Here is a 23727-nt window from a genome sequence, read left to right on the forward strand (position 1 = left end):
AACCGGGCGATGTGCATCAATTGGAGGCAGATTGACCTCAACTGCTCCAACCGCCCGGTGCGGACCCGCATGCCGGGTGGTGTGGCAGGGGTCGGCCAGAACATCTGGTCGCCCCTATGCCGATTTATTTGCCTATTTCATCATCATACTTCCGACAAGAGAAACTGCGCCCTTTCATCAACAGGTAGACGTGGCAGTTCAATCAGTTCGTAGCCATACTTTAGGTATGTCTTTACCAGGGACTCATAGGTACGGACAGCTTCTGCGTAGCTCTGCATTCGCTCGTTGTCCTGGCAAAATATTTCGGGCCAAGGCGGTGTAATGAAAACACGTGGGTTGTAGCGAAAAATCTCTACCGCGCTTTCCATATGCGCCGGCACCGGCAAGCCAACCAGTTGCAGATAACCCACCACATCGGGCACCCCTCGGTCAAAGAAAACGGGACCGGACTTGTTTTGTGCAAGTTGATACGAGCGCATATCCCAAGCCAGCATCTGTTCGGCGAAAGCAGCTGGATCGCACCAGGGTAAAGCATGACCACCAATCGCTACTTGATGCTGAATAATGCCTCTACCTGCTTCGTCAGAACGTACGTAGCCCGCTTGCTCCAAACGATCAAGCAGCGTACTTTTCCCTGATCCAGGCCCGCCTGTGAGCACAATGAAACGTTCTATGTTGTTGTTCATACCCTCTCCAATATTTACTGTTTAAGCGCAGTGTCATCCAGACACTGATAGGTCGAATTTTTATCCGGGAGCCACAGCATGCTGATCAAGCTGGATCTGGCTGATGCTTTGCAAGCCGGCGAGTTACTGAATGTGCAACGGCATGCCTACCGTCAGGAGGCGGAACTGATCGGCTATGCCAACCTGCCGCCGTTGCGCGAAACCTTGTCCGATTTGATGGATTGCGGTGAAACCCTGATAGGTTGGCGAGAAGATGGCGAGCTGCTGGGTGCCGTGGGCTTGCTCACCCAGGAAGAAACATTAGAGATTTGCCGACTGGTTGTTGCCCCACATGCACAACGGCGCGGCATTGCACGCGCATTGCTGACTGCCGTCATCAGCCAGGCAGGCCAACAAGCTGTTCGTGTTTCGACCGCTGCTGCCAATACGCCAGCTATTACGCTGTATGAGAACCATGGTTTTCGCCTGGTCAGCGAAACACGGTTGCCCGATGGGCTGATGCTTATTGCAATGCAGCGTGGTTAAGCGCCATGCTGTCTTAGAACCTGTCTAAAGTCTCGCGAGCTAGAGCTAGACAAGGCGAAAACAGCCGAGGAAGCGGCGTTTACGATTGGTAAATGAGCATTCCAAGGGTGTTTTCAACGCCGTATTGCTGACGCACAGCAGACTTTAGACAGGTTCTTAGAACCGGTCTACAGACTTGCGGCTCCCATGAGTACAACCCATTTGCCTGCTTTACAGCCTTCTATGATCAAACCATGTGCCCCTACTAGCGCTGAACTCCGCCGACACTTACAGGCCGCGCGTGCGGCGATACATAACGATTACCATGACCCTGAACACGCTCTGCCACTACTGGAGCAAGAAGCCCGTTTGGTCGATGCCTTTCTAATCGAACGCTGGCGTGAGCGTGGAATGGACCCGGCCGTCGCACTGATTGCGGTTGGCGGTTATGGCCGCGGCCAGTTGTTTCCGTGCTCAGACACTGACCTGTTGTTTCTGCTGCCCGACGAGACAACGCAAACGACGCTGGACCAAGTGGAAAGCTTTATCGGCTGGTTGTGGGATCTAGGCTTGGAAGTGGGCCACAGCGTGCGCACACAGGCAGAGTGCCTGACTGAAGCCGGCCGCGACATCACAGTGCAGACCACATTGTTGGAAACCCGTTTGCTGGCCGGCAACGGTGCAGCCTATTCGGCGCTGGTGGAGGCAGTATTCCAACATCTCAGCCCGGCCAGCTTCTTCGAAGCAAAATTGCTGGAGCAACAACAGCGGTACGATCGCCACCAGGGCTCGATCAACAAGCTGGAACCCAATGTGAAGGAAGCCCCGGGCGGCCTGCGCGACTTGCATATGATTCTTTGGTTGGCGCGCGCCTGTAACCTGGGCCACGACTGGAACAGTCTGCACAAGGCCGGCATGCTGACCGGCCAGGAAATGCGCAAGCTTAAACGCGCTGAGCAAATGTTGTGCTCCTTCCGCATTGCCTTGCACTTGGTAGCCAAACGACGGGAAGATCGCATTCTGTTCGACTTCCAGAACACCCTGGCCAAACGCTTTGGCTATGAGGACACCACCGCCAGCCGTGCCAGCGAACAGCTGATGGCTGTTTATTATCTATCCGCCCGGATTGTGGCGCAGTTGCAGCCGCTGCTGATTCAATCGCTCCGTAAGCGGCTTTATGGCGAAGCGCCAATCGCCGCCAGGATATTGAGCGAGCATTTTGTGGCGCACGGCCACGTTTTGGAGATCGCCCATCCAGAGGTCTATGAGCAAACCCCCTCGGCAATCCTGGAAACCTTTCTTACCCTGCAACAACACCCCGAACTCACCACCATCGGCGCCAGTACGCTACGGGCGCTGTGGCATGCCCGGCCCCATATCAATGCTGCCTTTCGGCGTGACCCGGATAACAAGGCATTGTTCATGCAGATTGTCCGCCAGCCCTATGGTACGACGCGCGTGATGCGGCGGATGAATCAATACGGTGTATTGGGGCGGTATATCCCGGCGTTCGGCAAGATTGTCGGGCGGATGCAGCACGACCTCTTCCACGTTTATACCGTGGATGAGCATATCCTGATGGTATTACGCAATCTGCGTCGTTTCGCTACACCGGCCTTCAACCATGAATATCCGGCCTGTTCGCAACTGATCGAAACCTTTGTGCGTCCCGAGGTGCTCTATCTGGGGGCTCTGTTCCACGATATCGGTAAAGGGCGTGGTGGAGACCACTCTCAACTTGGTAAGGTGGATGCCCGCGAGTTTTGCGAGAACCATGGCCTGCCGGCAGAGGATACCGACATGGTGGCCTGGCTGGTCGAGCATCACCTGACCATGTCCAACGTGGCACAGAAGCAGGATGTCTACGACCCCAATACCGTCGTCAGCTTCGCTCAGCTGGTAGGCGATGAACGCCATTTGATTGCGTTGTACCTGCTGACGGTGGCGGATATACGCGGTACCAGCCCCAAGGTTTGGAATGCCTGGAAATCCAAGCTGTTGGAAGACCTGTTTCGGGCGACCCGGCGCTATCTCACCGGGGCCACGCTCAATGCCAGCGATGCGTTGGACGAGCGGCGTGAAGAAGCCCAGCGGCTGATGCGGTTACGGGGCTTGCGTGACGACGCCCACCAGCTATTGTGGAAGACACTAGACCCAGTCTACTTCCTACGTCACGATGCCTCGGAAATTGCATGGCACGGCCGCATCCTTTGGGGCCGTTTCGATAAAGCGGAAATCGTAGTACGCGCACGCCCCACGGAAGGCGAGGCCGGTTTGCAAGTACTGGTCTACTGCCCCGATCAGCCAGACCTGTTCGCCCGTATCTGCGCCTTTTTCGAGCGTGGGGGTTACAGTATTTTCGATGCCAAGATCTATACCACCCTCAAGGGCTACGCCTTGGACAGTTTCTATGTCGATATCGCAGATGGCCGTGATACTGAATACCGTGACCTGATTGGCTATATCGAATTTGAATTGGGACAGCTCCTGCAACACCCCTCCCCCTTACCGGCACCCCCGAATGGCCGATTGAGCCGTGCGCTCAAGCACTTTCCGTTGCCCCCTCAGGTACTGATACGCGCAGACGACAAGCAGAAGCTGCATATCCTCTCCTTGGTGGCCGGCGATCGGCCGGGCTTGCTGTCGCGGATTGCTCGTGTGTTATCAGCTCATGCAGTCGCCATTCACTCCGCCAAGATCATGACCCTGGGCGAGCGAGCGGAAGACACGTTCACCCTATCCGGCCCGGCATTGGCCGACCCCAAGTCATTGGTACGTCTGGAAACAGACTTGTTGGAGACATTGCGGTTGTAACGCCAACAGTGCCCTCATCATATGAGGTGCTTGTAAGAACCTGTCTAAAGTCTGCTACGCGTCGGCAATATGGCGTTGAAAACGACCTCGGAATGCTCATTTACTCGGTGTAAACTCCGCTTCCTCGGCTGTTTTCGCCTTATCTTGCCTTAGCTCGCGAGACTTTAGACAGGTTCTAAGTCATACGCTGCTTTTCAATCTAATTCAAACAAGGGTCTCGTTGTACACGGTCACCTTGTAATACCCTTCTCCTCTGCCATAAAAAGAATACCCCTCGTTTTAGTTGAGACAGGTCCCGAGGGGAAATGGCTTACACACTCTATTCATAGGATATATGGCGGCGTTGATTTCAGGATCGACATCTCTACCGCCAAAACCGGAGGAAGGAACCATGCGACCCATCGTGAAAATTGAGGGGAAAGTCGGCCGACTGATGTTATTGGGCCAGTTTGATTTTCAACAACATCGGGATTTTCGCCAAGCCAGTCAAGAGCTTCTGGATGCCAACGAGGTCCAGGAAATCCGCGTTGATTTCGACCAAGTACCATCCTTGGATAGTTCCGCCTTGGGGATGCTACTTTTATTGAAAGAGCGCGCAGCGATGCAGAAGAAAAATGTTGTCCTGACTAATTGCCATGCACCTGTCAAACAAGTCTTCGAAATGGCTCAGTTTCAGAATATGTTCACTATCCAGTAAGCTGGTGCGGCTTACCCATAGTCGCTTACCTACAAGCAGCTATGGGTTTAGCGACCAAACAGTTTGCTGATATCTTTTGCCTCCCAATGTGGGAAGTATTTACGCACCAACTGATTCAATTCCACTTCAAAGGCACGCAAGTGCGCCAACTCGGATACGGCTTCTACTTGGGGAGTGGCTGCCGCCGTTATCATGCCGGCCCCGGCGGTGGCGTTGGTGAGGCGGTCGATCATAATGAAGCTACCGGTGCCGCGGCACTGGCGGTATGCATCAAACACCACCGGCGCATTGACAAATACCCGGCATAGCCCGATTTCGTTAAGGGTGAGTTGATGGGCTTCTGACGCAAGCAAGCTGTTTACATCCACACGTTGCAGAATTTGCTCAATCCGGCCAAATACCTGCTTGCCCGCCAACTTGAAAACGTATTCCTTCCCCACTTGCAGCGGCTGCTCATTCATCCAAACGATATGAGCGTCAAATGCCGTCGATACACTGGGCAATGTCTTATCGAGCTTGACCAACATATCGCCACGCGAAACATCGATTTCATCTTCCAATGTCAATGTAATCGCCTGTCCTGCCTGCGCTTGGGTCTGCTCACCTTCATAGGTGACAAGGGTTTTGACCCGGCTTTGCTTACCGGACGGCAGGGCAACCACAGTATCGCCCGGCAGCACGACACCCGCAGCGATGGTGCCGCAAAAGCCGCGAAAATCCAGATTGGGACGATTGACGTATTGCACCGGCAATCGAAAAGCACCGAGGTGAACGTCATGATCCACCTCCACTGTTTCCAGTAGCTTCATCAGCGTGGGTCCGGCATACCAAGGCGCATAGGTTGAGGCGTTCACGACATTGTCGCCACGTAAGGCCGAAATCGGCACAAAGCGAATATCAGATATCGCCAACTGTTCGGCAAAATCGAGGTATTCGGTTCTGATCCGCTCGAAGACAGCCTGGTCAAAATCAACCAGATCCATCTTGTTGACCGCCACGATCACATGCTTGATACCCAGCAAGCTGACGATATAACTGTGCCGTCGCGTCTGGGTCTGCATACCACGACGTGCGTCGATCAGGATGATGGCCAAATTGCTGGTTGACGCGCCAGTAGCCATATTGCGCGTGTATTGTTCATGGCCCGGGCAGTCGGCGATAATGAACTTGCGCTTATCTGTGCTGAAATAGCGATAGGCCACATCAATAGTGATGCCTTGCTCCCGCTCTGCCTGCAGACCATCGACCAGCAAGGCGAGGTCGATCTCGCCATCGGTGGTGTTGTACTTCTGCGAGTCACGCTGGATAGCGGCCAGCTGGTCTTCGAATATCAGTTTCGAGTCATGCAACAAGCGGCCGATCAAGGTGGATTTACCATCATCGACATTGCCGCAGGTGATAAAGCGCAACATGTCCTTATTTTCATGCTGCTTCAGGTAAGCCAGGATATCGCTGGCGATCAGGTTGGACTGGTGCGACATCAGAAATACCCTTCCATCTTCTTTTTTTCCATCGACCCACTGGTATCATGGTCGATAACGCGCCCTTGCCGTTCACTGGTCGTGGCCAGCAACATTTCCTGGATGATTTCTGGCAACGTGACAGCGGTCGATTCCACGGCCCCGGTCAGCGGGTAACAACCAAGGGTGCGAAAACGGACGGACTTGGTTTCGATCTGGGCTTTTTGCTCCGGTGTCAGGTATTGCAGGATACGGTCATCGTCGATCATCACCAGCGTGCCATTCAAATTCACTACCGGGCGTTCGGCCGAAAAGTACAAGGGCACAATTTCAATGTGTTCCAGAAAGATGTATTGCCAGATATCCAGCTCCGTCCAGTTCGACAGCGGAAAAACACGAATGCTCTCCCCCTTATCGATATTGGCGTTGTAGCTATTCCAAAGCTCCGGCCGTTGGTTTTTTGGGTCCCAACGGTGGTTTTTGTCACGGAAGGAGTAAACCCTTTCCTTGGCGCGGCTCTTTTCTTCATCCCGGCGTGCACCACCAAAGGCTGCATCAAAGCCATACTGGTTCAGCGCCTGCTTCAAGCCTTCTGTCTTCATCACATCGGTATGCTTGGCCGAGCCTGCCGTGAATGGATTGATGCCGGCTTTCAACCCGGCTTCGTTCACGTGGGTAATCAGGCTCCACCCCTCTGCCTTCTGCTTTTCCCGCAATGCATACATGGCCTGGAATTTCCAGGTGGTATCGACATGCATCAACGGAAACGGCGGTTTCCCCGGTGCAAATGCCTTCCTGGCCAAATGCAGCATCACCGCCGAATCCTTGCCAATCGAGTAGAGCATCACCGGGCTATCAAATTCGGCCACCACTTCACGGATGATATGGATGGATTCGGCTTCCAATTGCTTCAAGTGGGTTAGCCGGCTGGGGAGCAGTGTGGTCATTCGATGCAATCGTTTGATTAAGAGGCCGGCTCAAGAGGGCGGCATGGCCGATTTACTGGTAAGTAGGTTCGCTTACGCTACTACAGCATCGTTGCTACTTATATTTTTACCAGACAGTAAGCTTTATTCTAAAAAACAAATAGGCATATGGTTATCAAGTCGGCGCGTTATTGGTGGCCAGGATAAAATCCGCCCCCTATTCCTTCAAATCCGCTTGCCATGCTCAGTTATCGCCATGCCTTCCACGCCGGCAATCATGCCGACGTACTCAAACACTATGTTCTTGCCCAGATGCTTGGCTATCTAAACCAAAAGGACAAACCCTACTGGTATATCGATACCCACGCCGGTGCAGGCTGCTACCAACTCGACAGTGGCTATGCCGCCAAGAACGCCGAATACGCAACCGGCATTGCCCGACTGTGGCAACGGCAGGATTTGCCGACTGGGTTAGCCGACTATGTTCAACTGGTGCGGGATTTGAATCCCGATGGCGCGCTCAAGCTTTATCCGGGCTCTCCCCTGGTAGCGCGTAACTTATTACGACCAGCCGACAAATTACGCCTGTTCGAACTACATCCGACAGACTTCCCGCTTTTGGAAGAAAACATGCGCAATGCGGGGCGTCAGGCACTGGTCCAGAAAGGTGATGGGTTTGCCGGCCTGAAAGCACTGTTGCCACCCCCACCTCGCCGTGCTGTGGTCCTGATCGACCCACCGTATGAGGACAAACAAGACTATCCACGGGTGGTGACAGCCCTTGAGGATGCATTGAAGCGCTTCCCGACCGGGGTTTATGCGCTTTGGTACCCTATTTTGCAACGCCAAGAATTACGCCCTATGCTCAGCCAATTAAAGGCACTGCCCACCAAAAGTTGGCTGCAAGTCAGCTTGAGTGTGCATAGACCACGTGATGATGGTTTTGGCATGCATGGCAGTGGGCTGTTTATTGTGAACCCACCTTGGATGCTGCATGACGAGCTAAACGCCACCCTGCCCTTGTTGTGCAACACTCTGGCGCTGGATGACACGGCTTCATTTCAGCTGGAACAACTGGCAGATTGAATACGTTCCGATAGCAATAAACCAGGCGCAAAAAAGCCAGCGGAATTAACCGCTGGCCGAAAATACTGCTGCCCAGTGTCCGGGGGCTTAACTACGCAGCAGCGACAGGACCTGATTAGGTAAGGCATTGGCCTGTGCCAACATCGCCGTACCCGCTTGTTGAAGAATCTGTGCACGTGTCAGGCTCGCCGTTTCCTGCGCAAAATCAGCATCACGGATTCGCGAACGAGAAGCCGTGAGGTTCTCGGCAGAAACCTGCAAGTTCGCGATCGTCGCCATGAAGCGATTTTGCAAGGCGCCGAATGCCGCACGCTGGCCGTTGATGGTTGCCAGGGCGCTGTCCACGATACGCAGTGCTTGTGTGGATGAGGCGACCGAACCCACGTCGAGTACGGCGACAGCCGCCAGGGTGGAACCCAGGCTCGTACCGGAATTCAGGAACAACCCTGACGTAGCATTCGCTGTGGTGCCGGAAGAGGCGATGGTGCCGCTTTGGAAGCCGATCGAGCTGGTTGATATCGAATAGCTCTTGTCCGAGTCAAGGGTGACTTGCCCACCGATCTTGAGCACATCGCCAGAAGTCGCCGTCGCCCCGCCTGCTGCACCACCCGAACCATTGGCGGTAATAGTGAACGCCTGCGCCAGTGCCAGCCCGCCTATCCCCCCGGTCGATAATGAAATCGTGCCGCAAACCGCACCATTTTGAGTCGTTGCAACCGCCTGCAATATGATGTCGCTACCATCATCATTGGTCAGCACAATGCCAGTTGCTGTGTCGTTGAGGCGCGCAGTGATACCTGTTTGCGAAGCACGGTCGTTAAACGACTGGATTGCTTCAGATAAACCGGCCGAAGTTCGTGCATCTTTCACTTGGAAGGTGACGTTCACCGGAGTGCTATTTGCGCCCGTGACGTTAAGCGAATAGGAAAGGCCCGTTGTGTTTGCAAACTGGATATTGGCAGCATTGCGCGCTGTAGCCCGCACACCACTGTTGGAAGAGTTGATGGCGGCCGCGACATCCCGTGCCGTTGACGCAGAAGTCAGTGTAGAGAGCGAAGCCCCACCATTACCGCCGTTGATTGCCAGACTACCGGAGGCGCCACCCGAACCCGCAACCACTGAGCCGCCACTGGCTATCTGCCCGCCAAATGTCGTACCCGTATAGCTACCGGTAATCGCAAACATGGCTTGCTGCGCCATATTGGTGATTTGATAGCTGCCATAATTATTAGTGCGCAGGTTTGCTGTTGTGGCTGTAATCGTCTGATTGGCGTTGGGGCCAACCTGATAGATTGAACTGCCATAAGTGCCATCAAACAGCTTCAGGCCGTTGAAATCGGTAACCACCGCGAAGCGATCAAGTTCGGCAACCAGTTGGTTGACTTCTGAATTCAGCGCTTGGCGATCCTGTGCGGAGTTGGTGGCATTGGCTGATTGCACAGCCAATTCACGCACACGTTGCAGAATGTCGCCCATCTGCGTCAGCGCGCCCTCTCCCACCTGGGCCAGCGATACGCCGTCGTTTGCATTTCGCCGGGCTTGGTCTGAGCCACGAATCTGTGAAGTCATACGCTCAGAAATCGCCAAGCCTGCTGCATCATCTCGTGCCGAGTTGATGCGTAATCCCGTTGAAAGTCGCTGCAACGAGGTTTCCAGACTGCCCTTTGAACCGTCCAGATTCCGCTGCGCATTGAGCGACGGTATATTGGTGTTGATTACTTGCATGATTGCTCTCCTTCGCCGTGTGCCCTGGGTAGCAGGACGCGGTCAATGTCGATCACCGAATGGAAACGTGGCTTTTATGCTTTCATTTCCCCACGGTTGCTACCCTTGCCCCCGGGCAACAAACCGACTACAAGACGCAACGGATAAAGCCTGCAAATCCCTTGCGTGGGGAGTACGGTGGTTGTTAATGTCCATTCATACCCCACCCCGCTTTTGCGTCTTGTCCAAGCCCCTTACGGCCGACGATGCGGCGCGTACGACGAAGCTCCTGACTGTGATTCGGTCTAAGCACATCATTTCCATATGCCCTTGACGGTTTGGACACAGGTCTATCAGCAAGGGGTATGCCAGAGGAATTTCTACCTGGGTTTTGGTGGCTTGGCGGTTGGTTCTTGAGGAATGGCCTTGCTATGCGTAATAAACAGCGGGGATTTGGCGTAAAACCAAAGAAGCATTCCCCAGAAGATAAGGGGGAACGGCAAGTGGCTGGCAGTACTTGCCGCCTAAATAAATAATGGCGGCAATAACTTGCCGCCAAGAAAAAAGAGGATGTGGCCTACTTGGTTTTACATCTCTGGCACAGGCTTTATTGGGGGTATGGGAATGAGTACGTGTGGGAAAGGTGAAACACACCTAGCCTTCATTAGCCGCGGCATCGTCCGGATTAACCGCTGGCGGGATAAATACTGGCGCCTTTGCTTCAACACCGTTCTCAAGGAAATGAATAAAGGCCAGCAATTCAGCTACTGCACGATATAGCTCGGTCGGAATCTGCTTGTCTAAATCCACCTGCATCAATAGCGACGTCAACTCCGGCGAAGCATGGACGAAAACACCTGCCTCACGGGCTTTTTCGATAATGGTTTCCGCCAATATACCGCGTCCCTTGGCAACAACGCGCGGTGCGTTGCTACCGTCGCGATAAGCCAACGCAACGGCTTCGGGTACGGGTGCGCGGCGATACTTCGCCATAGTTACTGCTCATCCTCGTCAACGAGCACCTGATTGGCGTCCAACGCCAACCCAGCGGCTTCAAATTGCAGCTGTAAACGTGACTGGGCATCGCGGATCATCGACGCGGTTTCGGCTTGCTTCACCAAAAAACCGACTTCCACATGGTTTTGTCCATGCAAGCTAATGGCTACTTCAAGTTGCCCCATATGGGGCAGCGTCAGTTGCAAACGGGTCCGCCAGACCTTTTCGACACTGGTGTCTTCATTACCACGGTTGCCGCCATCCTCATCGACACCCCAGCGCAACGGTTGGCCGGGCCATGCAAAGCCTTCCCATACCAGCTGTCGCTGGTCGAGCAGCTGCAACTGCTGCTGAATCAATTGGCGTGCAGCTGCAGGCATGTCATCCAGATCATTAAATACGCCCTCATGCTGCCCCCCCTGAGCGGTTGGGCGATTGCGCAAATCATCCTCTTGCTCAACATCTGATACCTGATCTGCGCCCTTGTCGCCGAGTACCTTGGCACTGGGTTTTTCAGCGCGCTTGGCATCTAGCAAGGCTTTGGCTTGGTCGCCAAAACGTGCTTGCGGCTCCCCCAGCAACTGACTCAAAGAACGAGACCCCTCGGCCCATTCAGCCAAATGCGATTCATAGAACAACCCGCCTTCACTCAATGCCTGTTTGAGAGATTCCGCCAGTTTGGTGGTATCCAACGTTTTTCCACTTTCCGGCGCCAATGGCTGCAAAGTGGGTTGCAGGCGGGCCATTGCTGGCCCATCCGCTTGCTCTGTCGTGGTTTCTGTAATCAACTCGCCGAGGAAACGCGCTGTGCCGCTTATCTCCACATTGCTTGAGGAGTCTGGCAATGTCTGTTGTGGTAAGGTGGGCGCATTGGGATTCGCTTGAAGGCGTGGCAGCAGGAAGGTAAGACGCGGCGAGTTGGCCAACACGCGCATGTCGAAGGTTTCGCCTTCTTCAGTATTGCGCGGCAGGTTTAGATCCAGCAACTGGTCTTTGACCAATACAGCATACCGGCCATTGGACAACATACCGGTCACCTGCGCCCTTACCTGCTCGCCCACCGTGAATAGCTTCTGGATTTCCTGCAGCGCATCAACCGCTTGAATAAGCGGAGCTTCTGCTGGTTTTACATAGACTTGGAGCGAAGAGGCAATTGCGTTGGCGGGAATCATGGCCGCCTACCGTATCAAGGGCGCTGCGACGCGCGATAAAGGGCAACGATCAATTCCGCCTCACCACGCGAAATACCGCAACCTGCGGCAACGGCAGACGAGTCCAGCCCCTGGCCGGCCAAACGCATTGCCTGCGCATAGGCGGTCTCACCTACGGGTTCGGGTGATTCTGGGGGGTGACTACGTTCCGCGACGCCGGACAACTCGCGGCGAATGATTTGCAGCTGATCTTCCAGATATTCTATGCGCTCAAGCAATTGCCGAGTAACTTGCTTGTTCTGAGTAACCCGCAGCGAGAGCAAAATGAGATACACCAAGCACCCCACAAACAGTGTGGCGCTTACTAGCCACTGCCATCCCAGAGAGAAAAAAGCAGTCATGTTGCCATATCCATCGAAGCCACACTCAGGGACTCACCGTAATCAGCCACCATAGGCACGACTGATGCGCTTGCCGTTTTGCCGAGTTGCATTGATTTCTTCAAGGATAGCTGAAACTTGAGTACGCCAAGCGGTAACGCGCTCAAGTACTTCTCGATTCGCAGTGTCGATCTGTTTGATTAGTGCGGTCAATGCCGCCCGTATGTCGGCAGGACAATTCGATAAGGCATCATTGCCCCGAAGGGTGGCGGCCATGGCCGCTTGCTGCGCCGGTATCGCGTCAAGCAATGTATCCCACGCTTCAGCACGGGCTAATGCCAGCAAGGCCTGGGTTAATTCCAACAAGTGTGTGTAATCGGATAATCGGGTATCAGACACGGCCATAGCTCAAAGGTTGGCGACCCGTCTCCGGCGGTTCTTCCGCTGGTTTGTTCGCCTCTGTTGTCTTATCAATCGATTCCCAGGATTCCTTCAGCTGGGAAAGTAATAACTGCACTTCATCAAGCGCATTAACGTCATTATGGAAGTTAGCTTCCAGAAGGCGTCGGCTCATGTAATCGTACAAAGTGTCCAGATTCGCAGCGATATCACCACTTTTTTCTGCATCCAGACTATTACGAAGACCCTCCTCAATAATGGCAATTGCTTTGGAAATCGCCAACCCCTTAGGCCCAATCTCATGGTTTTGCATATGCATCTTGGCCATGAACAGGGCCTTGATGGCACCCTCGTACAACAGACAGATCAGCTTGTGCGGCGAGGCATGTTCAACATCCTGCTCAATGCTACTCTGTCCGTAGGCACTCAACGCGTTTTTGACATTGGCGGGCATACGCCACTCATCCTTACGGGCACGTCACCGCGAATTCAGCGAAGACAGGGCCGACAACTGCTGGGAAAGGTAACTACTTGTACTTTGGAGTTTGGATATCGTGATATCGAGCTGTGTAAACTGCGCTCGATAACGTTTTTCCAATTCATTCATGCGGGTATTGAGCTTGGTGAACTGCGTATTCATGGCATCGATCGAGCTATTAAGCGTATTGGCGCGCCCAGCAATCATACCGGTAGTGGCAGTCTGCGCATTGATCGCATCGTCAAGCTGATAGGCAAAACCGCGATTATACGACACCGTACCACGTGCGCCGGCGGCACCGCCTGAAATCAATACCTTGAGGCCTATCGCAGCGCCAGAACCGGTCAGATACTGGCCGCTACCTGTCGCGGCGTTACCACCAATTGAGCCTGCCACATCCGAACCAGCGGTACCGGTATCCGATGTTGCAAAACCGAGCGCTGTATTCAGGTCGGTACTGATCGAACTGATCGCAACTGACGAAGTCGCCCCGTAACGATTCGACGTAATGGCAAATTTCTGCGTCCCGACATCAAAACTAACCGATACACCCCCGCCAGCCGCTTTGATGGTTGGGTCGCCATTAATCTTGGCCTGGAGTTCAACCGCCAAATCCGCAGTTGTTGCATAGTTCGCAGCATTCAACGTAATCGTGCCCGACGTTGTGCCATCAACAGATACCGTCAAGGTATTGGTTGTGCTGGTCAGGTTGATATTGGTGGCCGAAGGGACCACCGCACCAGCAGTCAACGCCCCTTGGGCGGCCATCTGGCTGATGGATACGTCATATTTACCCGGCTTGGTCGACCCGGTGGAGCTGACGTAGGAAAGTTGGGTGTCCGTGGCGACACCGTAACTGCCGAACAAGGCGGCCACAGAAGCAGAATCTTTGGCGATGGCAGCGTTGAACTTGCTGCTGTCGTAGGTCATGGTGCCATCTTTGGCAAAACCGATACCGACATCAGCCAAGCGGGTGAATGTCCCACCGGTAAGCTGGCTATTCATCACACTACGTAGTGAGTATTGCAACGAACGAATCGACGTCTCACCTTGCAATGCCCCAGCCTTACCGATTGCCTTGTCGTAATAACTGACGTCGCTGACTGTTTTGCTCAACTCGTTGTAGGCAGTAACAAAACTGTCAATCAACTTGCTGGTATTGGTTGGGTCTCGCCCGACAGAAATCGTAACCGGCGCGGTGGTGATCTTCTGCAAGTTCAGCGCAATCCCGGACAATATGTCTGAAGGGGTATTGGATTCTGAACTGACATCGACGCCATCGACCTTCAATTTGGCGCTCTTACCGCTTTGCACCTCAGCTAGATTCTGCCCGCTGGCGCTGGGACGGGTCACGTCATAAGCCAGCTTCGATAGGCCATTGGTATCCGTACTGCTGAGGTCAGGGTCGACTACCGTAATGCGCATCGAATTCGACTCGCCTGTGGCGTCAGAAGACAAGACCAAACGAAAACCACTGCCGTCATTGATGATGGAAGCGGTTACGCCAGCACCGGCCGAATTGATCGCCTCACGGATACCGCTAAGGGTATTGTGCTGAGAGTCAATATTGATGGTAGCGGTGGAACGCTTGGTGTTGGTGGTGAACTTGGCATTGCTGTAGTTACCACTGGCATCGGGCGTCGTGGCATTGCCCGTTGTGGCATCCGCGATAGTGCCAAAGTCGATGATCAGTTTGCCTGTACCGATAACCGCATCAACACTGTTGAACACACCGGTTTTCACGCGCTGGTTTTGCGCCAGCTGTGAAACAGAGATGGCATGGCTACCCAAAGGGGCAGAAGCCGTAGCGGTAGCCGTAACACTGGTAGAATCTGAGGAACTGGTAACAGGGGTAACGAACTTTGAGGCACTTTCAAGCGCCTGCACCGCTGATTGGAACGAAGACAGCGCACCACGCACGGTACCCAATGCAGTGAGCTTGGCGGTCGCGGTAGTGGCTTTTGCCGTCAGCTGCTTCTGCGCGGGGTCTCGCTCAGCTGCAACCAGTTTGGTAACCAGATCTTCGACATTCAGCCCAGACCCCAGGCCGGTGGATGTAAGCGCCATCGTATTACCCTCCGATCCGCGACACTTGGTCGCACCGCAGGTCCCGCGCTAAGCCTTGTCACTCAACAGCAGGCCCTGCAATTTATCAATTGCCTTGGCAATCTCTACGACTTCCTGGGATGGAATCTGCCGGATAACTTCCTTCGAACTCACATCCACGACCCTGACGATATTCATCCGCGTATCTTTATCGATACTGAATTGCAGGCTGCGATTGAACGTCGCCACCGTTTGATTCAACTTTTCAACCGACTCTTCAACACTCAGTTGTTTATCTTCGGCGTGCTCAGGCTTATTCACTGCACCTGATTGAGTGGCGCTTTGTTGTGCTGCCACCTCCTGCTCGCCCTGTGTTGCCTTGCGCGCGGCCTGGGCCTCGGTTTGGCTGCCGGTCGGAACCAGCGAAACACCGACTGCTTGTACTTGCATGATGGCTTCTCCTAGGCAAAAGCCCCAGCTCGCCAGTTGGCGCTGCCGGGGCGGATCGTCTCTGCGTTAATCGAATCGTTCTGATTAACCGCGGAGCAAAGTGAGCACCTGATTCGGCAGCGCGTTGGCTTGCGCCAGCATCGCAGTACCAGCCTGTTGCAAGATCTGTGCCTTGGTCAGGTTTGCCGTTTCAGAGGCAAAGTCAGCATCCTGAATCCGTGAGCGGGAAGCTGAGATGTTTTCAGAAGCCGTTTGCAAGTTGGCAATCGTCGCCTGGAACCGGTTCTGCAAGGCACCAAACTTGGCGCGCTGGCCGTTCACCACTGAAAGCGCACTGTCTACGATACGCAGGGCTTGGTTAGCGCCGTCTACCGTTGTCACATCCAGTGCGTTCACCGCCACCAGGTTGGAACTCAGGCTGTTCCCCGAGATCAGGGCGCGGCCCGAAGTTGCATTTGGCGTCGAACCGGACGATGCGAACACACCCGACTGGAAGGTGGTGCCGCTCAGAGCCGAAATCGAATAACTCTTGTCGGAGTCCAGTGTAACCTGTCCACCGATACGGAGGAGGAAGCCCGATGTCTGGCTTGCGCCACCCGCCGAACCACCAGAGCCAACCGCACTCATGTGGTAAGCGCCAGAGATCGGTGTGCCACCGGCACCACCAGTAGCCAGAGAGATGACACCGGTTGAGGCCGTGTCGACAGCCGTCGAGACGCTCTGCAACACAATGTCGCTACCATCGTCATTGGACAGGATGATGGCGCTGCCAGTGTCGTTCAAGCGGGCAGTAATCCCTGTTTGTGAAGCCCGGTCGTTAAACGCCTGCACGGCTTCGGCCAACCCGGAAGTCGAGCGATTATCGCCCACCTTGAAGGTGACGTTGACAACCTGGGTATTGGAACCGGTGACGTTGACCGAATACGACAAGCCGTTACCGCTGACGCCATCCGTAGTACCCGAGCTGACGCCGATACCACCGGCAGAGCTGACGTTGAATTGAATCAGCGCCTGGGTGCGAGCGCTGGCGCGTACACCGGTGTTGGTCGCATTGACAGCCGCTGCCACATCACGGGCTGATGAGCCAGAACCAAGGTTGGCGATAGTTGCACCGCCATTACCGCCATTGATACTGATGGCGCCTGAACCGTTCGCATTACGCGAGTCAAGCACCGAGCCCGATGTCCCGCCGCTGATGACAGTACCGGATACCGTACCGGTCTGGGCGAAGGTTGCCAGCGACAGCTGGCTGCGCATTTGGTAGGTGCCGTAGTTATTGGTGCGGAAGTTGGCTGTCGTTGCAGTGACTACCTCGTTGGCGTTTGCGCCAATCTGGTAGGCAGCCGAGCCGAAAGAGCCATCAAACAGCTTCTGCCCGTTGAAGTCGGTCGTGATCGCAAACCGATCCAACTCAGCCGTCAGTTGGGAAACTTCCGAATTCAATGATGCCCGGTCCGACACGGAGTTCGTACCGTTAGCGGACTGCACTGCGAGTTCGCGGATGCGCTGTAGCAGATCGCTCATTTGACCAAGCGCGCCTTCACCAACCTGCGCCAACGAAACACCATCGTTTGCGTTACGACGGGCTTGATCCATACCGCGGATTTGTGAGGTCATCCGCGAAGCAATCGACAGGCCTGCTGCATCATCCTTAGCGGAGTTGATACGCAAGCCGGTAGACAAACGTTGCAGCGACGTGCTCAAGCCTTCGGTGGTTCTGGTTAGGTTCCGCTGGGCGTTGAGCGACGGGATGTTGGTGTTGATGACTTGCATGATCTCGTCTCCTTCTGAGGGGCTGAGGTTAAATTAACCAGGCGGTCAACGCCTTGCTCCCTTTATCGACGAGCACTGATGGAACTTTAGGGCTGACCGGCAAAAATTTCCAGAAAGGCAGCAATTTTTGCCGGTCCATCCGTCACCTAAAAATCAAACCATGCAGACATCCATGCTGGCAGCCGGTTTTGCAGCAGCCAGTTGTCTATTACATATTGCCGGAGCCGGTCACCACGCCGCGCCGCTTCGTCCAGGTCATGGATATGCTCGCGTATGGCTTTCACCCAATCCGCCGTACGGTTCTCTACCAACGTAATTGGATAATCGCCTTGGTAAGGCGTCCAATTGGTCGCAATCATCGGGTAGCCCAGTATTCCGTACTCAAGCACACGCAGATTGCTCTTGCACGCATTGAATGCATTGAGTTCCAGCGGCGCGATACCTACATCCAAGTTAAGGCTGGCAAGATGACGTGGGTATTCCTCAAACGACACGCCAACCCGAATATCGGCCAGGAAATCACGCAGTGGCTCGGGCGCCATACCAAAGAACACCCACTCGACCTCGTCCGCTAACTCGCGCACCACGTCATAGATGATTTCCAGATCGCCACCGTGGCTTACACCGCCAGCCCAGCCTACTCTCGGTTTTTTCCCCATCCGACGTCGGGGTTTGAAGTCGCCCCATATGTCAATGTCGATGCTGTTCGGCACCACCCGGATATCGTCATGCATATCCGCAAAGGCTTCCTTGAGCGGCTCTGTCGTAACAATAAAACGGTCGCAGTAGCCCAAGGCCTTGCGCATCTTTTCCCCCATATTGCGGGGCAGATCGGGACGATGGAGACTCTTCTTGGGTACTTCCGTCATCAGGTCATCGGCTTCAAAGATCAGCCGGATATTCCGCTGCAACTTGTATTCACGCAGGAAAGGGATCTGGTGGTCCATCATCTGCCGCTGCAGCACGATGGTGTCAGGCTCCATCCGGCCAATCTCAACCATCAGGTAATGGTCAAATGACTTCCAGCCTTCGACCAACCCTTGCTTCACAGCGGCCGAATGCGGCTGGATGATGCGATAGTTGCCGCAACCCCAGTTATCGCCGGGTATCGACAACAGCCGCGGCAGTGGCTTCCAGGGCAATGCTTTCTTCGTCAGCTGGGGCCGGGGTTCGATCTCAAACACCCCGCCTTGCAGGATCAAATTACTGTTGTAAGCCGGGTCAAATGACAGCTGCTTGAGCCAATGCTGGTACAGCAACGCTTGGTTGGCATGCTCGCGCTCAACACGTTGTGCTGTGGGTATCAACACACCGTCGTTAAGGCTGGTGCCCCGCGTATGGACCAAGTTAGCATAGGGTGTCCAGATGATGCGGTAACCCGCAGCACCGACACGCAGGCAGAGGTCATGGTCGGCTTGATAGAGATCAAACATCTCGTCCATTCCCCCAACCTGCTGGAATACGGTTCGGCGTATCAGCAGGCAACTGCCCGAGACGGCCGAATAATTCTGGACGGTTTGCAAACGACCGTAGTACCCGGGCTCATCAAAACGCAGGCCCACAAACGGACTTTCGGCGACACCCAGCAGGCCCAGAATACGTCCGGCATCGTCCACCGTACCGTCTGGCCGCAGCAGTCGTGGGCCAACCACGCCGACTTCGGTGCGCTGTGCTTCTGCCATCATCTCTGGCAACCAGCTCGCCTGGATAGGTGTGATGTCGTTGTCCAGAAATAACAAATATTCGCCGGTCGCCTCGGCTGCCGCTTGGTTTCGCAGCTTGGCAAAATTCAAATCCTCGGTGACACGATAGACCCGGAGGCGATCATCACCCATCTGGTCCAGATCCGACAGATAGCCCAAGGTGGCTTGGTCTTCACTCCCGGTGTCGATCAACAATAGTTCGTAATCGGGCCAGTCGGTGTTATTGAGCAGGCCTTCCAACGTACGTTGCAGGTCGGCCAGATGTTCACGCGTCAGCATGATGATGGACACACGCGGCTGGCCGGCATGCCGATAACGTACCCGATAGGTACCCGGCAGGCTGCCACCTACCACTTCCGCATCCACCTTGCGGCGGCGTAGCGAATCAACCAGTGCGACCTGGCCAGCGGCAATGCTTTCCTGGGTGGGTAAGGTGTCGAGACTGCGTTTTTCCGCACGGTGGTAGAGCACATCGCTGACATGCCCAAACGCCGCGTTACCGTATTGTTCCTGCACACGCAACAGCAAGTCGAAGTTGCCCGCACCCAGCGCCTCGGTGGAATAGCCACCCAACTGGGCAAAGCTCTCCTGGCGAATCAGGAAGAAGTCGCCAATGTAGGGCAAGGCCAGGAAATAGTCGGGACAGAAGTCAGGCTTGAAGTAAGGCGAGCTATGGCGCCCTCCTTCTTCGCGCCGGTCTTCATCAGTGTAGATAACGCGCCAGTCCGGATGGCTGTAGGCCGCTTCCATCAGATATAACAACCCCTGCGGTGCAATCTCGTCACCCGATTGCAGCACCGTCACCCAGTCGGCATCGCTTTCGATCAATACCTGGTTGACTGCCGTATTCGGTTGGCCCTCATAGGTCAGCCATTGCATGCGGGTGTTCTCTGCAAACCCTTCCGGAACGGCGCAGGGCGCCAGCAAGGTAAAGCGAACCCGGAAATACAACTGATTGGCCAGGGCCTGGATCGTGACCGGAATCTGGCCGAGCGTTTCCGGACTCGCCACGACCACAGCGTGGACCATGGGCTGGTGCCCCCACTGGGCGATCCGCTTCTCGTAATGCCCTACCTCGACCTTGGTAAGCAGATGCGAGCGCAGGAAATGCTCGTAGGCTTCGCCTGGCTGGATTGCCGGCTGGGCGATCGGGTTGTAGTCGGTCAATGGCTGGGCACCAAGCTCCACCACCGTGTAGAACTGCAAGGAGCACAGCTCGCTCAACTCCTCCAACGTCACATTCTTCATCACCATCTTGCCGCAGTCGATATCGCACGGGACCTTGGTGGAGAACAGGTCGAAAAGGGAGCGCAAGCGTGGGTCGATGCCATTGACCGCCTTCACAATGTGATAGCCGGTTTCGTGGAAGAAACGCTTGATTTCCTTGTAGGTGAAGAAGCGGATATGGGTGATGTCCAGCAGGCCCCAGGCGTCGTAGCGCCAGTAGCCGCGCGCCAGGTCTTCCATCAAGCCGACATTACGGGTGTTGGGGATGCTGGTGACAATCTGGCCCTTGGGTGAGAGCAAGGGCTTGAGCCGCGTCAACACATCCCATGGGTTGTACATATGCTCGAGCACATCGGCGATGATCACCGCATCGAGCGTACCCGGCTCGATGCCTTCGGCGACCATGTCGAAATCCTCGAATTTACCGTTGAGCACCTTGTCGAGCCGGGTGGCCGCTTTTTCCGCCGCCGACTTGTTGATCTCGACCCCCCATACCTTCGCTTCAGGGTATTTTTGCTTGAAGGCAAAGCCGGTTCCCCCTGCCGAGCAACCGATATCCAGCAACAGCTTGGGATCATTGGTGAACATCTCCACCAAATCGGGACGACGGCCATCGTGGTAACCCGTCGCATCGATGTGCTCGACATCAAGCAGCTCCTGCCAAAGGTACTTGGTGGGGGCGTTGGGCCGCAGCAATTGCCGCATCAACTCAGCAACTCGTTGATGCGATTGCCCATCTACGCCCACGTTATATCGAGGTGCCGCTGCCTTGACCTTGCCGGCTAGGTGCTGCCGTGTTTCGTTACTGCTGGCCAGATGCGCCAGTATGGGCCCCAACTCGTTGGGCACGACTTCAACCACGCCGCTGTCGGCATCGAAACTTGGGCCCAGCCGCATGCCAATCCAATTCATGAGGTTCACCACCGGCGTGCCCGCCAGCATGGCTTCGACCTGGATATTCGAATCAGTCCCTACCACCACATCGGCGGCCACCACCCACTCCTCCGCCCCATCCGTGCTATAGCAATAGGCTTTGTCAGGCAGGCCAAGCTCACGGGCGATCCGTGCTACCCCAGCCTCACCCTCCACATTCGAGCCGGGCCGGTCCTTGATCACATATTCGGCAGCGATTCCTGCTTCATGCAGGGCGCTGACCCCCGCCAGAAATTGCCGTACCCCGCTTTCAAACGCCTGAGGGTCGCCCAGCGCCGTCAGGTTCGCGGCCCAGGTTGTACCGAACACCAACCAGGGTTTCTGGCTATCGAGGCCAAGTTGCTTGGCAAACTTGCTGCGGTATTCCGCCCGCCGACCAATGTGGGCGGGATAGCCATCCCAGGCCGGGTTACCGGTGACATAGCAGCGCTTGGGGTCGACGCCAATGTCGAGATAGCTCTCCAGCCCACGTTGCCCATACACCGCCAACGAGTCGGCGAACAAGGCCCCGTGCACGGTATAAGGTTTGCTCAACGCCACACCATGCATCAGTTGCAGGCTGGGGATGGACTGGCGCTTGGCCCAGATGACGGCTGTCTTGGAAGCCGAAGTCAGATCTTCGCTGGTCACCAACAGGCGGATATCGAATTGCTCAAACGCCAGCTGCAAGCTTTCCAACAGGTGCACCAAACCGGGTATTTCGGCATCGGCACGGGCTTTCAGCAGGGGCTGGAAGCGCTTTTCATCAAGCTCCAGCGTGGTGCACCCGTCTTCCCAACCGGTAGTGGTGAAGTAGTGCGCCAGCTTGGATAAGCCATCATTCACACCTTGGTGAATACGTTGCTGCGCGGCGTCATCCAAGAGGCTTTCCAGTTCGATCAATGTCGAACCCGACTGTTGCAGGCGTTCTGCCAACGGCGCATCGAAGTGGGCCCGTGGGCAAATGATGATCAGGCCGGGTTCGTTGGCGCAGAATGCCTCGATCACCTTGCTGTAACGCAGCCATAACAGGGAGAGAATGGCGCCTTGCTTCATGGTTGTTCTCCCTGGGCAAAGATATTCAGATAGTCGACGAGGATATCTCTCATCATGTTGTATTCCATCCCGGGCCCGAAAGGCACGCCGGCATGTTCAAACTTGGCGCCGAAATCACCACTGCGCCGCCATTCGCCCGCCACCCTTAAGGCGTAGAGATCAATCTCTTCCTGCAACTGCCAGTCCTCAAACAGTTCGCTTATCCCCTGCGGCAGATAATCCTTCAGCGAAATCCCCGGGAAATGGGTGCGCACAACCTTGAGGAGCTCAAACAGCAGATAGGTATTGCGTGGGTGGATCAGCATCGTTTGCAGGCGTTCCACTTTCTGTTCAGGGAAGGCCGGCAGGGTCTGGGCAATATCCCCAGCGCGCCATAATCCATTGAGTTGCTCCTGCGCTGCCAGCCAAGCGGCGTTGCCAGCCGGGTCGGGTTTTTTATCAAGCACCACCATGTAGCGGCCGGTCGCCGTCGTCGGCAACTGCCACACCACCTCGGTTTCCAGCCACAGCGCGAACTCGAACAGCTTGGGGTCGGACGTCATCCACCCCAGCAGGCGGTTCCACCAGTGTTTGGTCTCGATATTATTGAGCCAGTGGTTGCGAGTACTCACCACAAAGCCGCCTACCGCTGTGATCGCTTCCACGCAATAGCCATTGTCATCGGCCCAGGCCACGATTTCGTGCGCACGCGCCAGCGACATATAGCTGCCAAACGCAGCCTCGCCCTCGGCCACCATGCGCTGTGTTGCTTCACCCGCGCCGTAAACGGCTTCCAGATGGTCCAAGGAGTGGATATCGAACAAAATGCGCCCACCCGGCTTCAGCACCCGGTCCCACTCCTGCAAGATGGTGCGCCAATGCGGAAAGTGCACAACGACGTTGAGCGATAGCAGAAAATCGAAGTCCGCATCGGGCAACGGCAGCCTGGCTACGTCACCGGGCAGCAACGTCATCGGCGCGTCACCCGCCAACCGCCTGGTCTCATCCAGCATGGCCTGCGAGCTGTCGATCCCAGTCACGTCCATACCGCGCTGTGCCAGAGGAATGGAACCACGCCCGGTGCCTATCCCGACATCCAGCACGCGCTTCCCGGTGGCATAGCGTTCGATATAGCGCATTTCCAGCTGATGCTTGAGCTGGTTGGTGCCGGTATTCTCAAACATGCGCTTGGAATACCACGAAACCATGTTGGCATCCTTCCAGGCATCGGTCTTCCAATCGATCAACGCTTGCTTGTTTTCACTCATCTTGCGTTCCCGTCTTTGGTTTTCAGTTCACT

At 55.3% G+C, this 23727-nt stretch carries 18 protein-coding genes; 4 read left to right on the forward strand and 14 right to left on the reverse strand.

Annotation, left to right across the window (positions count from 1 at the left end):
* Window positions 1-143: 143 nt before the first annotated feature.
* Entirely contained in the window at window positions 144-686 is a 543-nt protein-coding gene (locus CSQ89_RS05385) for an AAA family ATPase (protein WP_099405161.1), read from the reverse strand.
* 78 nt (window positions 687-764) lie between these two features.
* Here CSQ89_RS05385 and CSQ89_RS05390 point away from each other — a divergent pair, with 78 nt between their 5' ends.
* From CSQ89_RS05390 to CSQ89_RS05400, 3 genes are all read left to right on the forward strand, one after another.
* Entirely contained in the window at window positions 765-1211 is a 447-nt protein-coding gene (locus tag CSQ89_RS05390; protein WP_099405162.1) for a GNAT family N-acetyltransferase, read from the forward strand.
* Between the two features lie 222 nt (window positions 1212-1433).
* Window positions 1434-4004, forward strand: coding sequence for a [protein-PII] uridylyltransferase (locus tag CSQ89_RS05395; protein ID WP_099405163.1), 2571 nt, complete (start codon window positions 1434-1436; stop codon window positions 4002-4004).
* Window positions 4005-4395: 391 nt separating this feature from the next.
* On the forward strand, window positions 4396-4701 hold the full coding sequence (locus tag CSQ89_RS05400) for an STAS domain-containing protein (protein ID WP_186293359.1): 306 nt from the start codon (window positions 4396-4398) through the stop codon (window positions 4699-4701).
* Window positions 4702-4748: 47 nt separating this feature from the next.
* On the opposite strand, the gene cysN is transcribed toward CSQ89_RS05400, so the two are convergent.
* A complete protein-coding gene (cysN, locus tag CSQ89_RS05405) occupies window positions 4749-6182 on the reverse strand; it encodes a sulfate adenylyltransferase subunit CysN (RefSeq protein WP_099405164.1) in 1434 nt (477 codons plus the stop codon).
* A complete protein-coding gene (cysD, locus tag CSQ89_RS05410; protein WP_099405165.1) occupies window positions 6182-7108 on the reverse strand; it encodes a sulfate adenylyltransferase subunit CysD in 927 nt (308 codons plus the stop codon). The genes cysN and cysD overlap by 1 nt, the downstream gene beginning before the upstream one ends.
* Window positions 7109-7327: 219 nt before the next feature.
* Here cysD and CSQ89_RS05415 point away from each other — a divergent pair, with 219 nt between their 5' ends.
* Window positions 7328-8173 carry a 23S rRNA (adenine(2030)-N(6))-methyltransferase RlmJ gene (locus CSQ89_RS05415; protein ID WP_099405166.1) on the forward strand — a complete coding sequence of 282 codons (846 nt, stop codon included), beginning with the start codon at window positions 7328-7330 and terminating at the stop codon, window positions 8171-8173.
* Between the two features lie 87 nt (window positions 8174-8260).
* On the opposite strand, the gene CSQ89_RS05420 is transcribed toward CSQ89_RS05415, so the two are convergent.
* The 11 genes from CSQ89_RS05420 to CSQ89_RS05470 all read right to left on the reverse strand — a co-directional run bounded on the left by CSQ89_RS05420 (window position 8261) and on the right by CSQ89_RS05470 (window position 23695).
* Window positions 8261-9898, reverse strand: coding sequence for a flagellin N-terminal helical domain-containing protein (locus CSQ89_RS05420; protein WP_308418117.1), 1638 nt, complete (start codon window positions 9896-9898; stop codon window positions 8261-8263).
* Between the two features lie 633 nt (window positions 9899-10531).
* Window positions 10532-10870, reverse strand: coding sequence for an EscU/YscU/HrcU family type III secretion system export apparatus switch protein (locus tag CSQ89_RS05425; RefSeq protein WP_099405168.1), 339 nt, complete (start codon window positions 10868-10870; stop codon window positions 10532-10534).
* Window positions 10871-10872: 2 nt separating this feature from the next.
* Window positions 10873-12045, reverse strand: a complete 1173-nt coding sequence (gene fliK, locus CSQ89_RS05430; RefSeq protein ID WP_099405169.1) for a flagellar hook-length control protein FliK — start codon at window positions 12043-12045, stop codon at window positions 10873-10875.
* Between the two features lie 14 nt (window positions 12046-12059).
* Window positions 12060-12425, reverse strand: a complete 366-nt coding sequence (locus tag CSQ89_RS05435; protein WP_099405170.1) for a DUF2802 domain-containing protein — start codon at window positions 12423-12425, stop codon at window positions 12060-12062.
* Window positions 12426-12467: 42 nt separating this feature from the next.
* Window positions 12468-12803 carry a hypothetical protein gene (locus CSQ89_RS05440; RefSeq protein ID WP_139023026.1) on the reverse strand — a complete coding sequence of 112 codons (336 nt, stop codon included), beginning with the start codon at window positions 12801-12803 and terminating at the stop codon, window positions 12468-12470.
* On the reverse strand, window positions 12796-13257 hold the full coding sequence (fliS, locus tag CSQ89_RS05445) for a flagellar export chaperone FliS (protein WP_099405172.1): 462 nt from the start codon (window positions 13255-13257) through the stop codon (window positions 12796-12798). The genes CSQ89_RS05440 and fliS overlap by 8 nt, the downstream gene beginning before the upstream one ends.
* Window positions 13258-13281: 24 nt before the next feature.
* Window positions 13282-15348, reverse strand: coding sequence for a flagellar filament capping protein FliD (gene fliD / locus CSQ89_RS05450; RefSeq protein ID WP_099405173.1), 2067 nt, complete (start codon window positions 15346-15348; stop codon window positions 13282-13284).
* Between the two features lie 48 nt (window positions 15349-15396).
* Entirely contained in the window at window positions 15397-15777 is a 381-nt protein-coding gene (locus CSQ89_RS05455) for a flagellar protein FlaG (RefSeq protein ID WP_099405174.1), read from the reverse strand.
* Window positions 15778-15861: 84 nt separating this feature from the next.
* On the reverse strand, window positions 15862-17550 hold the full coding sequence (locus tag CSQ89_RS05460) for a flagellin N-terminal helical domain-containing protein (RefSeq protein ID WP_199065235.1): 1689 nt from the start codon (window positions 17548-17550) through the stop codon (window positions 15862-15864).
* 146 nt (window positions 17551-17696) lie between these two features.
* Window positions 17697-22448 carry a glycosyltransferase gene (locus CSQ89_RS05465; protein WP_099405176.1) on the reverse strand — a complete coding sequence of 1584 codons (4752 nt, stop codon included), beginning with the start codon at window positions 22446-22448 and terminating at the stop codon, window positions 17697-17699.
* Window positions 22445-23695, reverse strand: coding sequence for a class I SAM-dependent methyltransferase (locus CSQ89_RS05470; protein ID WP_099405177.1), 1251 nt, complete (start codon window positions 23693-23695; stop codon window positions 22445-22447). The genes CSQ89_RS05465 and CSQ89_RS05470 overlap by 4 nt, the downstream gene beginning before the upstream one ends.
* Window positions 23696-23727 lie beyond the last annotated feature (32 nt).

It is taken from the genome of Chitinimonas sp. BJB300 (genome assembly GCF_002735695.1).
GTDB lineage: Bacteria > Pseudomonadota > Gammaproteobacteria > Burkholderiales > Chitinimonadaceae > Chitinimonas.

What these genes read in the sequence shown, in the direction of transcription:
- CSQ89_RS05385 (WP_099405161.1), bottom strand. Translation starts at nt 686, where the DNA reads ATGAACAACAACATAGAACGTTTCATTGTGCTCACAGGCGGGCCTGGA.
- CSQ89_RS05390 (WP_099405162.1), top strand. Translation starts at nt 765, where the DNA reads ATGCTGATCAAGCTGGATCTGGCTGATGCTTTGCAAGCCGGCGAGTTA.
- CSQ89_RS05395 (WP_099405163.1), top strand. Translation starts at nt 1,434, where the DNA reads ATGATCAAACCATGTGCCCCTACTAGCGCTGAACTCCGCCGACACTTA.
- CSQ89_RS05400 (WP_186293359.1), top strand. Translation starts at nt 4,396, where the DNA reads ATGCGACCCATCGTGAAAATTGAGGGGAAAGTCGGCCGACTGATGTTA.
- cysN (WP_099405164.1), bottom strand. Translation starts at nt 6,182, where the DNA reads ATGTCGCACCAGTCCAACCTGATCGCCAGCGATATCCTGGCTTACCTG.
- cysD (WP_099405165.1), bottom strand. Translation starts at nt 7,108, where the DNA reads ATGACCACACTGCTCCCCAGCCGGCTAACCCACTTGAAGCAATTGGAA.
- CSQ89_RS05415 (WP_099405166.1), top strand. Translation starts at nt 7,328, where the DNA reads ATGCTCAGTTATCGCCATGCCTTCCACGCCGGCAATCATGCCGACGTA.
- CSQ89_RS05420 (WP_308418117.1), bottom strand. Translation starts at nt 9,898, where the DNA reads ATGCAAGTAATCAACACCAATATACCGTCGCTCAATGCGCAGCGGAAT.
- CSQ89_RS05425 (WP_099405168.1), bottom strand. Translation starts at nt 10,870, where the DNA reads ATGGCGAAGTATCGCCGCGCACCCGTACCCGAAGCCGTTGCGTTGGCT.
- fliK (WP_099405169.1), bottom strand. Translation starts at nt 12,045, where the DNA reads ATGATTCCCGCCAACGCAATTGCCTCTTCGCTCCAAGTCTATGTAAAA.
- CSQ89_RS05435 (WP_099405170.1), bottom strand. Translation starts at nt 12,425, where the DNA reads ATGACTGCTTTTTTCTCTCTGGGATGGCAGTGGCTAGTAAGCGCCACA.
- fliS (WP_099405172.1), bottom strand. Translation starts at nt 13,257, where the DNA reads ATGCCCGCCAATGTCAAAAACGCGTTGAGTGCCTACGGACAGAGTAGC.
- fliD (WP_099405173.1), bottom strand. Translation starts at nt 15,348, where the DNA reads ATGGCGCTTACATCCACCGGCCTGGGGTCTGGGCTGAATGTCGAAGAT.
- CSQ89_RS05455 (WP_099405174.1), bottom strand. Translation starts at nt 15,777, where the DNA reads ATGCAAGTACAAGCAGTCGGTGTTTCGCTGGTTCCGACCGGCAGCCAA.
- CSQ89_RS05460 (WP_199065235.1), bottom strand. Translation starts at nt 17,550, where the DNA reads ATGCAAGTCATCAACACCAACATCCCGTCGCTCAACGCCCAGCGGAAC.
- CSQ89_RS05465 (WP_099405176.1), bottom strand. Translation starts at nt 22,448, where the DNA reads ATGAAGCAAGGCGCCATTCTCTCCCTGTTATGGCTGCGTTACAGCAAG.
- CSQ89_RS05470 (WP_099405177.1), bottom strand. Translation starts at nt 23,695, where the DNA reads ATGAGTGAAAACAAGCAAGCGTTGATCGATTGGAAGACCGATGCCTGG.